General features: G+C 67.0%; 8 protein-coding genes and 1 pseudogene. 1 reads left to right on the forward strand and 8 read right to left on the reverse strand.

What is annotated here, in order from left to right; genetic code table 11:
* Nucleotides 1–32: 32 nt before the first annotated feature.
* Together CWS35_RS33265 and CWS35_RS33270 are read right to left on the reverse strand one after the other, a co-directional pair.
* On the reverse strand, nt 33–3,752 hold the full coding sequence (locus CWS35_RS33265) for an AsmA-like C-terminal region-containing protein (protein WP_100955468.1): 3,720 nt from the start codon (nt 3,750–3,752) through the stop codon (nt 33–35).
* Between the two features lie 212 nt (nt 3,753–3,964).
* Nucleotides 3,965–5,196: pseudogene (locus tag CWS35_RS33270) on the reverse strand (cytochrome P450).
* Nucleotides 5,197–5,352: 156 nt separating this feature from the next.
* On the opposite strand from CWS35_RS33270, the gene CWS35_RS33275 reads away from it, so the two are divergent.
* On the forward strand, nt 5,353–5,964 hold the full coding sequence (locus CWS35_RS33275; RefSeq protein WP_024580112.1) for a TetR/AcrR family transcriptional regulator: 612 nt from the start codon (nt 5,353–5,355) through the stop codon (nt 5,962–5,964).
* A 66-nt stretch (nt 5,965–6,030) separates the two neighbouring features.
* On the opposite strand, the gene CWS35_RS33280 is transcribed toward CWS35_RS33275, so the two are convergent.
* The 6 genes from CWS35_RS33280 to CWS35_RS33305 all read right to left on the reverse strand — a co-directional run bounded on the left by CWS35_RS33280 (nt 6,031) and on the right by CWS35_RS33305 (nt 15,316).
* On the reverse strand, nt 6,031–7,323 hold the full coding sequence (locus CWS35_RS33280) for an MFS transporter (RefSeq protein ID WP_100955469.1): 1,293 nt from the start codon (nt 7,321–7,323) through the stop codon (nt 6,031–6,033).
* Between the two features lie 50 nt (nt 7,324–7,373).
* Nucleotides 7,374–8,108, reverse strand: coding sequence for an ABC transporter ATP-binding protein (locus tag CWS35_RS33285; protein WP_029878927.1), 735 nt, complete (start codon nt 8,106–8,108; stop codon nt 7,374–7,376).
* Nucleotides 8,101–9,900 carry an ATP-binding cassette domain-containing protein gene (locus CWS35_RS33290; RefSeq protein ID WP_100955470.1) on the reverse strand — a complete coding sequence of 600 codons (1,800 nt, stop codon included), beginning with the start codon at nt 9,898–9,900 and terminating at the stop codon, nt 8,101–8,103. The genes CWS35_RS33285 and CWS35_RS33290 overlap by 8 nt, the downstream gene beginning before the upstream one ends.
* On the reverse strand, nt 9,900–10,769 hold the full coding sequence (locus tag CWS35_RS33295; protein WP_100955471.1) for a branched-chain amino acid ABC transporter permease: 870 nt from the start codon (nt 10,767–10,769) through the stop codon (nt 9,900–9,902). Before CWS35_RS33295 ends, CWS35_RS33290 begins: the two co-directional genes overlap by 1 nt.
* Nucleotides 10,770–10,787: 18 nt before the next feature.
* Nucleotides 10,788–11,984 (reverse strand): ABC transporter substrate-binding protein, encoded by a 1,197-nt coding sequence (locus CWS35_RS33300; RefSeq protein ID WP_245438767.1) that lies wholly within the window; start codon nt 11,982–11,984, stop codon nt 10,788–10,790.
* 233 nt (nt 11,985–12,217) lie between these two features.
* Complete coding sequence (locus CWS35_RS33305; RefSeq protein ID WP_100955472.1) at nt 12,218–15,316, reverse strand: autotransporter domain-containing protein; 3,099 nt, start codon at nt 15,314–15,316, stop codon at nt 12,218–12,220.
* Between the last annotated feature and the right edge of the window lie 125 nt (nt 15,317–15,441).

The raw sequence follows: 15,441 nt of genomic DNA on the forward strand, positions 1-15,441 counted from the left end.
GCGAACCGGTATCCGCTTCGCTTGCAGCAACGTCAGTTCTGCATGGCAGGCCGCGGCGACGGATTGGCGACCTGCGGCGTCAGCGATAGTGGGGGCCGCAGCGGCTTCGTCCTGACGGCACCGGGCAACGGCTTAACCTCGATCGGCGGCGGCAGCGGCGCGAGCTGCGGCTGGCCGCCAACCGGCGCAGGCACCGCAACGGCGGGCGCGGTCGCGACCGGCGGGACGATCGGCGGATGCGGCGCCACGACCTTCGGTTTCGCCGGCACACGGCGCGGATCGCGGCCAGGCACCGGAACATCGGCGAGCGGCGCCGCCGGCGAATTCGACGTCGGCACATCCGGCGCCGGCACGGCGGGTGGCGGAACGGCGGCCGGAACCGGCGGCGGCGGTTCGCCGCGCTCGATCGCGTCGAGCCGCTTGGTCTCCCGGTCGATCGCCCGCACCGCAAGCCACGACGACAGCGCCGCAATGTCGACGCTGCGCGTCAGCCCGTCGGGCGTCCCGACCGCAAGCAGCTGGATTTCCGGTCGGCTGTTGGCGGTGCCGACCTGCGTCGACGCCAGCGCGGCGCGGATGTCGGCCTGGTCGGCCGGAATATCGTAACCGCCGGACACGATGGCATTGGCACCGTTGGCCGCAAGCGTGGTGGCGCCGACCCGGATGCGGCCGTCGCGGATGTTGAAGGGAATCTGCGCCGACGCGATCGACAATGTGCCGGCTGCGAGCACCGGCTCGACGATCTGCTTCAGCTTGATGTCGTCGGTCGCCTGCCCGGAATCGCTGGCGCGGATCGCGACGTCGAATGCGCGCGGATCGAGACCCGGGAGGTTCAGCGCCTCCAGCGTCACGGTGCCGCTGCCGGACAGCGCGCCGGTCAACGCCGAGGCGCTGCGGCCCTGCGTCAGCAGCGTCATCTGCATCGACGCGCGTCCCTTGGGCAGCGCCAGATTGCGGTAGCGCAACGCTGAACCGTCGACGCCCGAGAGCTGCACATTCGCATTCAAGGCGAGCCCATTGACGCCCTGTCGCGCGTCGATCGAGGCCACCGCCTCGCCGCCGCCGATCTTGCCCTTGATGGCGTCGAAGGTCAGCGACTGCCCGTCTGCCCGGATCGTGCCGCTGACCGGCTGCAGCTCGGCGCCGCCCGGCAACAGGCCGTGCAGCGCTTCGAACGTCACCTTGCCGCGCCAGGCCCCGGTCAGTCCCGGGCCGAGCGGCTCGGTCGCATCATGTCCGGCGGCACCGATCGCGGCCGCGAAGATCGGCGCCAGCGTGATCTGATCGAGACCGACTTCACCTTCGACGCTCTTCTGATCGCCGAGCGTCAAGGCCAGACGGCCGCGCAGCCGCGAACCTGCGACGATGCTGTCGAGATCGTCGAAGGTCAGCCTGTCGCCCGCGAGCGTCACGCGCGACGACAGCCGGATCGTGGCGGCCGGATCGGATGATTTCAGGTTGAGCAGCGGACTGATGTCGGCACTGCGGACGCGGAGGCTGACGCTCGATTTGGTCTCGCCAGCTCCGTCCTTGGCCCAAGGCTCCGCGGTCCCGTCGGCATCGGCGTCGAGCCCCGCCCCCCACAGCCTGGCCTTCACCCGCAACGGCGCGCGCCACGCACCGCTTACGGTGCCCTCGAATTGCGTCGCGCCCGTGCCCGCCGCGACCGCGCGGTCGAGCCCGAGCACCGCGAGCATGGCACTGCCCTCACCGGCCGAGAACTTGGCCTCGGCCGCGACGTCGCTGCGGCGGAGCGCATCGACATCCAGCGCCCGGATCGCAGCCAATTGCGGCGCCGCGGAGATCACCATGTTGCCCTTGACCTGGGGCGTCTCGACATCGAGCGTCGCGCGCGCGGCGGCACGATCGGCCACCTTGCCTTTGGCGAGGTCGAACCCAAGCTTGGCGCGGACCGGGCCGGCATCGGCGCGGAGCACGCCAAGCCGCGCTGCGAGCGCCGGCGCGAACGGCTGAACCACGGCGGTCAGCCGGCCAAGCGAGGCGGCGGTCGCGTCGACCGCGAGCTTGCCGGTCGCATTGACGCGGTCGAAACTGCCGCTGCCGTCCAGCGTGACATTGTCGGGCTGGCCGATCTTCACGCGCTCGATCACGACGCTTTTCGGGCCATAGGCGAGCTTCGCCTGCAACGGCCGCAATTCCTGCCCCGAGGAGATCGCACGCCCGATGTCGAGCGACAGCTGCGCCTCGTCGGGCCATTCGGCTTGCGGGCCGGCGAGCGAACGGATGAAAGCCGCGGTCGCATCGAGATCGAGCCGCTCCGCCTTCAGCTGCGCCTCGACCTTCGATCCGCTGGTCGCCTCGCGATGCGCAACCGCGACGCGGCCCTCGACCGAGCCGCCCTCGATCTCGGCCTTCATGGCGTCGATCGCAAAGCCGGCCGGCGACACCGTGACGTCGCCGCGCAACCGCAGCGGCTTCTGGCTGCGATAAGCGACCTCGCCCCGTCCCTGTAGCCAGGTCATCAACGCATCGGGATCGGACGATTCGATGTTGAGCGCGGTCTTGAAGCTGTTCGCGGCTCCAGCCTGCGCGCTGGCGCCGCTCATCGAGACCCGCGTGGATCCCGGCGCCCGAAACTCGAGCCGCCGCACCGTCCAGGATTTGGCGTCGGATTGCAGCTCCGCGGAGATGTCCTGTAGGGGACGGCCACCGAGCATGATCTGCTCGGATGCCAGCTCTATCTGTGCCGGGATCAGGCTTGGCGGCAAGCCCGACAGGACCGCGCGCATCGCGGGCAGCACGCGCACCGGCTCGACATTGCCGTCGTTGCCATCCTTGCCGCTATCTTTGGCAGCGAACTTGTCGCCATCGAGCTGCCGCGCCGTCAGCGATGCGCGCAGCAGCGGCGACGCGCCGAAACGAACATCGCCGTTGCCGGCGAACTTGAGCGCGCGGTCCTCGGCGCCATAGCTCACCTCGACCTGGTCGAGACGTGCGGCCGAATAGTCCGATTTCATCTTGGCCACGATCCGCCACGGCGGCGCGTCGCCGCCACCGCGCTGGCCTGGCATCCCCGCCAGCGTCACCGTGCCTTCGAACCGCGGCGCCCGCGCCTCGAAGCTCAGGATGCCGTCGAGATCGGCCGACACCGGCCGCTGCCCGGGATCGATGTTGACGTGCAGCCTTGTGCCGTTGCCGTCGGCGCTTTGCCCCGACGAGATCCGGAACGGGTAGCGGTTGCCGTCGAACATGAAATTGCCGTCGCCGCGGATCGCGCCGGCGAGCGAGCGGACATCGCCGCTGAAGGCGATGTCGTTCAGCTCCAGCTTGCTATGGCTCGCGGCATCGTGCAGCGCGACGCGACCGGTCAGATTGAGGCGATCGATCGCCAGCGAGGCGAAATTGAAGGTGCCGCTCGACGTCGGCCAGTCGACCCGCCCCTTGGGGTCGAGCCCGAGATCCACCGACACGCCGTTGATCGTGAGCTCGGTCGCGCGCCATTCGCCGCGCATCAGCGAGCTGAGGCTGAACTCGACGTCGAGATCGGCGGCGCGGACCTTGCCCATCTCGCTGGCGCCGCCGACGGTGACGGTTTTCAACCGCAGCGAGGGCGCAGGCAACAGGCGCGCGTCAAGATTGCCGGCGACGCGGACCGGCGCCCCGATGATCTTGGTCGCCTCGGCCTCGAACTGCGGCCTGAACTGGTTCCAGTCAACGAAATACGGACCGACCAGCGCGGCGACCAGCGCAAGAATGAAGGCGATTGCCAGCCCGAGCAGCGTCGTCTGCACGGTGTCTCCCTTTGAGCCCGCTCCGCGGCAGCCTGTCGATGCCGAACCCCTTTGGCTGAAACCAGGCCGGAGCAGCCCAAATATAGAGACAAGTATGGCGAAGTCACAGCGGCTTTACCGCCGCGGCGTCACGTCAGGCCGATTTTCCGTCCAAGCGTGCGTGCACGCCGGCCGTCGCGGCAGGATCACCGCCCTGCCGCGAGTTTCAGCAGTCACCAGCTTGCCGGGAGCCGCTTCAGGCCGCGCAGCACGAAGGTCGGCCGCCACTCCGGATTTTCCGCGTCATCGAGCCGCAGGTCGGGGATCCGGCGCAGCAGCGTCGAGATCGCGATTTCGGCCTCGATCCGTGCCAACTGGGCACCCAGGCAGAAGTGGATGCCGCCGCCGAACGACAGTGGCCTGACGTTCGGCCGCTGGATGTCGAGCCGCTCGGGATGATCGGGATAGACCGCCTCGTCGTGATTGGCCGAGCCCAGCAGACACAGCACGCTCTCACCCTTCGGGATGCGCTTGCCGCCGAGGTCCTCGATATCCTCCAGCGCCACGCGACCGGTCAACTGCACCGACGAGTCGTAACGCAGGAACTCCTCGATCGCATTGGTGATCAGTCCGGGATTGGCCTGCAACAGCGCAAGCTGGTCGGGGTTGCGATGGAGCGCGAGCAGACCGTTGCCGATCAGGTTGACGGTCGTCTCGTGACCGGCACCGAACAACAGGATGATGTTGGCGGTGAGTTCCTCGTTGGTGAGCTTCTGACCGTCCTCCTCGGCCTGCACCAATTGCGTGGTCAGGTCGTCGCCGGGCTGCTTGCGGCGCAACTCGAACAGCTGGTGGAAATACATCGCCGCCATCGCGTTGCCGGCGTTGCCCTGCTTGATCTCCTCCGGCGTCATCGGCACCGGCTCGAGCAGGCGTCCGCCGTCGCGCGAGCCGTTGTAGAACGCCTCACGATGCTCCTCGGGGATGCCGAGCATATCGCAGATGATCGTCACCGGCAGGCGGAACGCGAAATCCTCGATCAGGTCCATCTTGCCTTGCGGAATGATGCGGTCGAGCGTCTCGTCGACGACGTGCTGGATGCGCGGGCGCATGTCCTCGACCCGGCGCGCGGTGAACGCCTTGACGACGAGGCCGCGCAGGCGGGTATGATCCGGCGGGTCCTGCTGCAACATCCAGTGGCCCATGCTGCGCATCACCGGCTCGTCCATGATCTTGGGACCGTAGCGGCGGATCGAGCGTTCGACATAGTCCTTGCCGAACCGCTTGTCGCGCAGCACGAGGCTCGCCTCGGCGTGCCGGCTCGCGACGAAAGCGCCGTGCGCATTGACATGCATCGGGTCAAGGCGCCGCATCCGCTCGTAATACGGATAGGGATTGCGGATGAATTCGGGGCCAGTGGATTGAAAAGCGGCTCGCTGCTCGCCGGCTGAACTTGCTCGTTCATGGTGACCTCGTTCGCTCGCTGCGCCCGGTGCCTGCACCCTGGCGCGCCTTGGTGTCATCCTCAAGACCGCACCGACACGGGTACGGCCGTTCTGGTTTTCTCAATGCAACTCGATACACTCTTGTATCGAGTTGCATTCTGCCCTAAAATGCGCCGATGTCAAGGGTTCGAACCAGACCGACACGCGACGACACCTGCGAGAAGCTGTTCGAGGCGGCGGCGCGGGTGTTCGAGGAACAGGGCATCGGCGGCGCCAGCATCGAGACGATCGCGGCGGCGGCGGGCTTCACCCGCGGCGCGTTCTATTCGAACTTCAAGAGCAAGGACGAGCTGATCATCGCGATGCTCGAGGATCACGTCGAGCAATCGATCCGGCGCAATCTCGATCTGCTCGCCAGGCACAGCAACCTGCCCGACTTCCTGGAAGCATTGCGCACCGCCGATCGCAGCCGGCAGGATCCGCTCGGCCGCTCCCCGCTGCTGCACATGGAAATGATCCTGTTCGTGGCGCGCGCCGAGAAGCGTCGCCCGGAACTCGCCAAACGCCTGCGCGCGCGGCGCAAGCTGATCGCCGACATCGTCGAGACCGCGCAACGGAGCAGCGGACGGAACGCCAGACTCAATCCGGAGTGGACCGGCGCGATCGTGCTGGCACTGGAAGACGGCTTCCGCCTGCACCGGCTGATCGACCCGGAGACCACGCCCGCCGACAGCTGCCTGCGCGCGATCACCGACCTGCAACGCGCGATCGGCGTGTCATCCGCCTGATCTCTCGAAGCGCGATGCGATTGGATTGAATCACCATCGCGCTTAGCTTGTTGTCATGATCATGCTTTAGGCGGCGCTCGCGACCTTGTGCATCTGACCGGCGACGGCGCGGACCTTGCGCGGCGACGCCTGCCAGATCGCGAATGCCGACAGCAGGCTGACGACAATGCCGAGCAGGAACGCACTGGTATAGCTTCCCGACAGGTCATAGAGCTGGCCGGTGATCCAGGGGCCGGCGGCACCGCCGGCGAGCGCGGCCAGCATCACGGTGCCGAAAATGCTGCCGTAATGCTTGCCCTGGAAGATCTCGAGCACCACCGGTCCCATCACCGATGTCAGGCCATAGCCGAGCGCGCCCTGGGTGAACACCATCAGGTAGACCAGCGCCATGCTCGGCCAGTACTTCAGCGCCGCCAGCGCGGCGAAGCAGATCACGAAGCCGAAGCACGAGATCGCCCACACCCATTCGCGGCCGATGCGATCGGAGAGATGCCCGAGCCAGATCTGGCCGGGAATCCCGAGCAGGCTGACGACGCCAAGCGCCCAGACGCCGACATTGGAGCTGAAGCCGATGTCGAGCAGGAATTTGGTCTGGTGCACCTGCACCGCGTACCAGATGTACAGGCCGCAGAAATAGCCGGTCGCGATCCACCAGAACCGCGCGGTGCGCAGCGCGCGCGGCAGCGTCCAGTCGGTGCCGGCCCACGCGGGATCGACGATGTTCGATGCCGGTTTCGCCGACGTGGCGGTCGGCGCCGCATCGCCGTCCGGCTGTAGGCCGATGTCCTCCGGCCGCTTGTGCAGCAGCAGGTTGATCGGCGCGAGCACGACCAGCACCATGATCCCCATCGCGGTGCAGGCGGTGCGCCAGCCGGTGTGCTCGATCATGTGCTGGACCCAAGGCAGCAGCGTCACCGAGCCGATGCCGACGCCGGCGAAGGCGAGCCCGATCGCAAGGCCACGGCGGCGGATGAACCAGTTCGGCACGAACAGCGACTGGCCGGAATAGCCGAGGCAGACGCTGCCGGAGCCGACCAGCACGCCGATGGTGAGATAGAGGTGCCAGGGTTGCGTGGTCAGCGGCGCCAGCAGCAGGCCCGATCCCATCAGCAGGACGCCCAGCTCCATCACCGCGCGCGGCCCGCGGCGATCCATCAGCCGGCCGATCAGCGGGCTGGCGATCGCCGAGGCGACGAAGCCGAACGAGAATGCGCCGGCCGTGATACCGCGCTCCCAGCCGAACTCGGAGATGATCGGCGGATAGAACAGCGAGAACGCAGTTCGTGCGTTGACCCCGATCGCCATGGTGACGAACGTCACCGCGACGATGACCCAGCCGTAGAAGAATGGAAGCCGCATGACCACCTTGTGTCAGACCTGAATTGAACTGTCGATGCCTGCGCTTGCCATCAGCCGCCCAGCGCGTGGCTCTCATGGCCGAAATAGGCGCGCTCGAGCCGGTGTGCGAGGTCGCCCTCTCCGGTCGGCGCTTCCAGCGCGATCGCGCCCTGCACCAGCGCGTAGACCCGGTCGGCGCATGCCAGCGCCTTCTCCAGCAATTGCTCGACCAGCAGCACTGACGTGCCCTGCGCGCGCAGGCGGCCGATCACATTGAGGACCCGATCGACCAGCACCGGCGACAATCCCGCCGAGGGCTCGTCGAGCATCAACAGCCGCGGCCGGCGGACCAGCCCTTGCGCCACCGTCAACATCTGCTGCTGTCCGCCCGACAGCGCGCCGCCGCGCTCATGTCGCTTCTCGGCGATCTCGGGGAAGAACGACAAGGCTTCCTCGATGCGCGCGGCGCGTTCGCCACGTGGCAGGTCGTAGCCGGCGAGCAGCAGATTGTCGGTGACCGAGATCTGCGTGAACACCCGATGGCCCTCGATCACATGCACGAGCCCGGCACGCGCGGTATCGCGCGGCGTGGTGTTGGTCATGTCATGGCCGCCGAACCGGACCCGCCCGGCGGTGACGGGCAACAGTCCCGACATCGCGCGCAGCAGCGTGGTCTTGCCGGCCCCGTTGGGACCGAGCAGCGCCACCACCTCGCCGGCGGCGATCGTCATGTCGATGCCGTGCAGCACCCGGATCTTGCCGTAGCCGGACTCCAGCGCGCTCACGTTGAGCAGAGGTTCAGCCACCGAGGTAGGCACTCACCACCTCCTTGTGCACACGGATCTCGGCCGGCGTTCCCGCCGCCAGCGTACGGCCGAGATTGAGCACGGTGACCTGGTGGCAGATGTCGAAGATCAGGTCGGCATGATGCTCGACCAGCAGCACGCCCGTGCCGCGGCCGCACACCGCTTTGATCAAGGTGGCGAGCCGCCCGATCTCGTCATTGGAGAGGCCCGCAGCGGGTTCATCCAGCAACAGGAAGTCCGGATCGAGCATCAATGCCCGTGCGATCTCGATGAAGCGCAGCTCGCTGTGCTGCAAACGATCGGCGCGCACATCGGCGAGTGCCTCGAGGCCAACGACGCCGAGCAGCGCCCGCGCCTTGGCTGCGAGCAGCCGTTCGTCGGCGCCGTTGCGCGGCAGCGCGAGCATCGCCTCGACGAAATTCGCCCGGCCCTCGATCGAGCCGCCGATCATGACGTTCTCCAGCACCGAAGCCTCGCCGATCACGCGCGGGGTCTGGAAGGTGCGCGCGATGCCGCAGGCTGCCCGCTTGACCGGCTGGCCCGCGGCCAACACTTGGTCGCCGAGCGTCATGGTGCCGGCCTTGGCGGCGTAGTAGCCCGAGATCACGTTCAGCGTGGTGGTCTTGCCGCTGCCGTTCGGGCCGATCAGACCGTGGATCTGGCCCGGCGCGACGTCGAGGTCGAGACCGTCGATCGCCTTCACATTGCCGAAGCTCAGCGCGATGCCACGCAGTTGCAGCGCCTTGCCGCCATCGCGCCGGCGCACGATGTCGGCGAGCGCGGCCGGGCGCGGCACGATGGCCCGATTGCTGGCGAGCGGACGGCGGTTGCGGAAGTCGAGCAGCGCCGCAATGCCGCCCGGCATCACCAGCACGATCACAAGCAGCAGCACCGCGTAGAGGAAGGTCGACCAGGCCGCGAGCGGCGCCGCGATCTCGGGCAGGATGGTCAGGATGATGGTGCCGAGCATCGGCCCCAGGATCGAGCCGCGACCGCCGATCAGGACCGCGATGAAGAACAACACCGACAGATCGAAGGTGAAGGCGTCTGGCGTGATGTAGGTCTGCAAGGTGGCGAACAGGCCGCCGGCGATCGCCGCCAACGCACCCGCGAACAGGAAGATCGCGATCAGCATGTTCGGCTTGGAGATGCCGCTGGCCTCGGCCGCGACCTCGGCGTCACGCACCGCGATCAGGGCGCGGCCGAACCGGCTGCGCGCGACGTTGGCGCTCATCCAGGTGGTGACGACCGCGAAGCCGATACAGAGAGCGTAGAATCCCCACGGCGTGTTGAACGGCGCCGGGAATTCGGGGCCGGCGATGCCGATGCCGCCGCCGGTCACGCTCTGCCAGGCCAGCGCGATCTGGGTCACGATGGTCGCAAAGCCGAGCGTCGACATCGCGAAATAGAAAGTGCGCAGGCGCAAGGCCGGCAAGCCGACGATCACGCCGAACACCGCGCCGATCAGGCCGGCGATCGGCAGCGCCGCAAACACCGGAATTGCCGGCATCACATTGCCGGCGACCAGCACGCTGGTCGCGTAGGCGCCGAGCGTCAATAGCGCGACATAGCCGATCGCAAGATGGCCGGCAAAACCGACCACCAGATTGAGCCCCGACACCAGCACCCAGTAGATCGCCATCCGGGTGCCGATCAGCACCCAGTAATCGTTGCTGACGAAGGGCAGCAGCACGGCAGCCAGCAAGATGCCGACGAATGGCAGGATGTGCGGCAGCGTCGCGCGCCATGCGCCGCTTGCGGTCTGTGGCTGAGTGGTGGCGACCGCCGTCATCACACTCTCCGCGCGGTCGAGCTGCCGAACAGCCCTTGCGGCGCGGCGAGCAGCACCACGATGAACAGCGTAAACACCGCGACCGAGGAGAAAATGCCGCCGACCAGGAAGTTCGCCGCCTGCTGGAACAGGCCGAGCGCCAAACCGCCGATGATCGCGCCCCTGTTGTTGCCGAGCCCGCCGAGCGCCACCGGCACGAAGCCGTAGAAATTGAGTAGCGCGCCGTTGGCGAAGAAAGCGAGCAGCAACTGCCCGCCGGAAAATCCGGCGATGCCGCCGACCACACCGGCGAGCGCGTAGCTCGCGACGCGCAGATTGCGCTCCGGCAGGCCGAGTGCCCGCGCCGCGAAATTGTCTTCCGCGATGGCCAGGAAGGCGCGGCCGACCAGGGTGCGGCGGTAGAGGTATTCGAGGCCAATGATGGTGATCGCGCAGGCCACCACCGGCAGCCAGAATTTCTCGTCCAGCACGCCCTCGCCGAACCCCGCGATACGCGGGAACGGTTGCGGCTCGGTGCCCCATTTGATCGCGGTGACCTGCTGGATCATCAGCGCGACCGCCAGGGTGGAGAGCACGTAGAGGTGTTGGTCGAGGCTCTTGAGCACCGGCCGCACCGCGACGAATTCGGTGACGATCCCGATCATGGCGCAGCAGAGCAGCGTCAGCACGAAGCCGATGGCGATCGGGAGGCCGAGCTTCAGCGTGAACATCGAGCCGAACACCCCGCCCAGCATCGCAAGCTGGCCGGCGGTGAAGCTCATCACCCGCGAGGTCGAGAACATCGTGTTGTAGGTGACGCCGACCAGCGCGTAGATCGCGCCCGCCGCGAGACCGGATGCAAGAATCGAGGTGAGCATCGAGGCCAGCATCGGCTGCGCCCCGCTCTTCTACGTGTACCCCGGCGCCAGCGCGAAGGTGCCGTTCTTCGCCGTGCTCGATTCCGACATCACGATTTCTTCGGTCAGGTAGCCGTTATGCTCGGTCGGCGAGAAGCGGTAATTGCCGAAATAGCCGGGATAGGTCGAGAGCGAGTTCCAGTACTTGATGATCCCGGCGCTGTCGGTCGAGCCGCTCTCCGCGACCGCCTTGGCGATCAGCTCGATGCAGTCGATGCCGCCGGCGACCCACCACAGCAGCGTATCGTTCAGCGCGACATTGGCCTTGGTCAGGCGCGCAACCAGGTCCTCGCTCTTCGGCGGCAGCTTGCCGGCGCTGTCGTAGCTGCAACTCTTGTAGCCGATCGCATAGACCTTCTTCCAGTTCTCCGGCTTGGCGACCAGGCTCGCGAGCTCGCCCGACGCCATCGAGGGATGGCCGACGAAGGGCACGTCCCAGTTCATCGCGGCGCGGGTGTTGAACATCCGCGCCTCCATGCCGGTCGAGACGCTCCACACCACGATCGCCTCGGCACCGGCGTTCTTGGCGCGCAGCATGTCCGGCGTCATGTCGGGCTGGGTGGCGTCGATATTGGCCTGATAGGCCACCTCGGCGCCGTCCTTCTTGAACGCCGCGACGGAGGCACCGACCGCGGTGACGCCATAGCCCGTGGTGTCGCCGATCACCGCGACCTTCTTCACCTTGAGGATCTTGAGGCAATAATTGCGCACGGCATCGTCCCACTGACTGTTCGACGGCGCGATGCGGAACGCGTTGGGGTACTTCACCGGATCGATCAGGGTCTCGACCACGCAGGGGTGCAGATCCGGCATCTTGGCGCGCGCCATGATCGGCGTCGTCGCCAGCGCCTCGCCCGAATTCAGCGGTCCCCAGATCGCATGGACCTTGGCCTGGCTGATCAGCTCCTGGGTGGCGTTGACGGCCTTGGTCGGGTCGCCCTGGGTGTCGCGCATCACGAGCTCGATCTTGCGGCCCTTGACGCCGCCGGCGCCGTTGATGGCGTCAACCGCGAAGTTGACGCCGCGGTTGAAACCGACGGTCGGCGCCGAGCTCGGCCCGGTGATTGCCGCGAGGCAACCAACCTTGATCGGTTCCGATTGCGCGATGGCTGGAGCTGGGAAGGAGAATGATGCGGCGCCCAGTGCGCCTGCGCTGCCCAACAAGACGTCACGGCGTGAAACGGCCATGTGATGCACACTCCCTCTTTGCGGCGTCCGTCGTTCGGATGCGGAACGTCCGTTCGTTCATTGTCCGCGCGCTCAGCGGCCGCGGTTTCGTAAATGCAAGTTTGAGCCGGATGCGAAGGGCTTGTCCAGCCCTTATGGCGCGCATCCCGCAGACGCGCGAAAGGCCCCCGGACGGCTCATCGCCGGAGGCCTCATGCCTGCTCGCGCTGATTGAGGACGTGCCTGCGTCGCGATCACCAGGAGTAGCGAACGACGCCCTTGCCAGCGTAGCTCGTCGTGATGTCGGAGAATTCACCCTCGAAGGTCGCCGCAACCGAGAAGCCGTTGCGCCATTTCATCTCGGCCGAGCCGGTGACAAGCGCAAGGTCCGAGGCCGGCTTCGCACCGTTGACGACGAAGGAGGCGCCAGGGAGCGTTTGGAACGCGGCGGCGACGGTACGATCGGTGTTGAAATCATGCGCCCAGGCGGCACGGCCGCGCAGGGTCAGGATGCCATCCTGCACCAGGAAGGACTTGTCGGTGCGCAGACCGAGCTCGCTGCGGGTCGCCGTCACGGTCTTCGCGTTGTAGGCCTGCGCGAAAGCGTTCGTTCCCGTAATCACCTGCTCGGCATAGGCCGGCAGATCGAAGGTGGTGAACTGGCCCGCGGCATAGGGCGTGACCCCCATCCACGGCGTCGCGTAGCGATAACCGCCCTCGAGACGGCCCGACCAGGCATTGGCGTTGAAATTGGCGCGCAACTGGTCGAGGCCCGCGATCGTGACCGTGCGGTTGGTGGTGATGTCCTGCCAGCCATAGGCGAGAGCCGCGGCGATGTAGGCGGGGCCCTCGAAATGACGGATGAAGGCGCCGGCCTGGAACAGGTCGGAACGGCCGTTGCCCAGCGCGTTCGCGACCGAGAAGGTGGTGCCGCCGCCGGCCAGCGCGAAGCCCGCGAGGGTGTTCGGCGAGATGCGATAGTCGGCGCCGACGGCTGTGCCGTAGATGCTGCTGGTCGTGGAGTTGCTGCCGAGCGTGGCGCTGCCGTCGGTGCTCTGCGAGCCGCCGAAGCCGGCCGCCCAGACGCTCCAGCGCGGTTCGTAGACGGCGAGCGGCGGCGCCTTGCGATAGATCGCGGCATAGGCGTCGCGCTCCCCCTGCGACCGCCGCTTGCCGCCCGACGCATAGGCCAGCGCATCGCCGTCGTCGGCGGCATATTGCGAAGCCCCGGCCGGAACTGCCGGCGCGCCGCGGCCGTCGAGATTCGGATCGGTCATCACGCCCATGAACTGGCTCATCGCGTTGAACGTGGTCTGCTGCGCGCCGGTTGCGCTCTCGCCTGCCGCCTGCTGGAGGTTCTGGGCAACGTTGCCGTTGAAGATGGCGCTCAGCGTGCCGGTGGCGGCGCCGCCATTGAAGGCGCTGTCGAGCGCATTTGCGACTGATTTCTGGTTGACGTTGAGGCCGTTGATCTGGCCCAGGCTCGAATTCATTGTCAGCGTCACGGCGTTGGCGGTGTAGCCGAGCGAGCCGACGATGCCGGCCGGCAGCGTCAGCGACGAGAAGGTGGTGCCGTTCAGCCCGGTGGAGGTCAGGATGGTCTGCACCTGGTTGAACTTGAAGCTGTTGGTCGGAGAGGCAACCTGCACGCCGGCGCCGGTCAGGGTCGCGGTGCCGGTGACGCTGGTGGAACCGATCGATGTCGCCGTCGCCTGCACGAGGTAGAGCGCGCCGGACTGGAACGCGAGGCTGCCGTTGATCTTCAGCGTACCCTGCCCGTTGCTGCCGCCTTGCAGCGCGCCGCCGCTCTGCACCGTGGTCGCCGCCACGGTACCGGTGCCGCCCAACGTACCACCATTGGCGACCGTGACATTGGTGGTGACGACGTCGCTCGAAGCCAGGCTGAGCGTGCCGGTGACACCCTGGAAATAGGTTGCGGCCGAGACCAGGTCGAGACGCGCCCAGTAGCTCAGCGCGGTGCCGTAGAAGGGCGCGATCGCATTGGTCTCGGTGTTCACCAGGATCTGGTTGATGGTGTTGGTGGAGAGGCTGCCGAGCATGCCGCCGGAAGGCGTGATCGCCTTGGCCGCCGCGGAGTCGCCGCCATAGACGGTCGCGAGCAGGATCGAGGCGTCGGGCCCGCCGGCCGGCGCGGCCTCGCGCGGCGCCTGGGTGAACGACAGCGTCGGCAGGCCGTAGGTCAGCCGCGCGGTGTAGTCGGCCTTGTCCTGGGCCAGATTGCTGAAGCGGTCCGGCGCTCCGCTGGCGACGCAGGTCGCAATGTCGGTGCCGCAGCCGGCTTGCAGCAGGTTGCGCACATCGGTCCGCGCCGCGTTGAACACGGTCTGGAAGTTGCTCGTCGTGGTGACGTTGCCGATGCCGAACACGCCGTTGACCGTGGCGTTGACATAGGCCGGGTTGTTATTGAGCATCTGCGCCACGTCGTAGCTTGCGAGCACACGCCCGGCGATGATGTCGAGCGGATAGTGCACGCCAAGGACGATGCGGCTGTTGCCGTATTCCGACGCCCGCGTCAGCATCTGCCCGTATCGCTCTGGCACCAGCATCGCCATCAGCAGCGACGTCGTGTAGGCAAAGGTGGTGTGGCCGCTCGGGAACGACGCGTTGGCAAACAGGCCCGAACCGCTGTTGGCGGTGTTGGTACCCATGATCGCCGTGTTCGAGGTCGGATTGCCGAAGTAGTCCACACCGCTGAAAGCAGCGATGGTGGCCGGATTGACCTGGAACGGGCGGGCATCGCCGGTCCGGTTCGGCTGGACGATCGGCGCATAGGCCTTGTCGTAGACGTCGAAGACGCCGTTCGAGGGCAACGAGATTCCGACGATCGGGGTGTTCGAGGTCGCCGTCTTGCCGAGCGCTAGATTGGCGTTGCTGACGAACACCGTGCCGTTCGCCGAGCCGTCCGCGAAGAAGTTCTTCGCCTTGCCGGAGTCGTCCTGCGAGATCGCGTTCATCTGGCGAAGCAGGGTCAGCAGATTGGGCGAGAACGTGGTCGTGGTGCCGTTCGCCGCCTGGCTGTTGTTGGCCCGCCAGATCGCATTCAACTTGGTGCCGAGGCCGTCGGACAGCACGACGCCGTTGTCGGTCGTGATCGTGTTGTCGATCAGCGCCTGCGCCCGCTGCGCGGCGGTCGCATTGTTGTTGATCGAGATCGCCGTGGTCAGGTTCTGCGAGATCGTGGTGGTGCCAAGCAGCGTGCTGAACGGCATCAGCAGGTTGATCGCATTGGCATTCAGCGGCGTCGCGACGGTCTGCGTCTGCGCGTTGGCCGAGTGCGACGACGATGTCGCCGCCAGAACGGCAACCACAGACGATAATTTTGCGACACGCATGGCCCTGCCCCCTCAGAAACAATTTCCGCCCCCGGAAACATCGAGAAACAATCATCTGGGCATGACAGCGCAGTGACGAAGCGTCGCATCGTCGGTGCTCGTGACCTTTCGGCAACAGAGTGGAG

This window comes from Bradyrhizobium sp. SK17 (genome assembly GCF_002831585.1).
Classification (GTDB): Bacteria; Pseudomonadota; Alphaproteobacteria; order Rhizobiales; family Xanthobacteraceae; genus Bradyrhizobium.

Excerpts from the sequence above, each read along its gene's own strand:
- CWS35_RS33300 (WP_245438767.1), bottom strand. The coding sequence starts at position 11,984 with ATGGCCGTTTCACGCCGTGACGTCTTGTTGGGCAGCGCAGGCGCACTG.
- CWS35_RS33305 (WP_100955472.1), bottom strand. The coding sequence starts at position 15,316 with ATGCGTGTCGCAAAATTATCGTCTGTGGTTGCCGTTCTGGCGGCGACA.
- CWS35_RS33290 (WP_100955470.1), bottom strand. The coding sequence starts at position 9,900 with ATGACGGCGGTCGCCACCACTCAGCCACAGACCGCAAGCGGCGCATGG.
- CWS35_RS33280 (WP_100955469.1), bottom strand. The coding sequence starts at position 7,323 with ATGCGGCTTCCATTCTTCTACGGCTGGGTCATCGTCGCGGTGACGTTC.
- CWS35_RS33275 (WP_024580112.1), top strand. The coding sequence starts at position 5,353 with ATGTCAAGGGTTCGAACCAGACCGACACGCGACGACACCTGCGAGAAG.
- CWS35_RS33295 (WP_100955471.1), bottom strand. The coding sequence starts at position 10,769 with ATGCTGGCCTCGATGCTCACCTCGATTCTTGCATCCGGTCTCGCGGCG.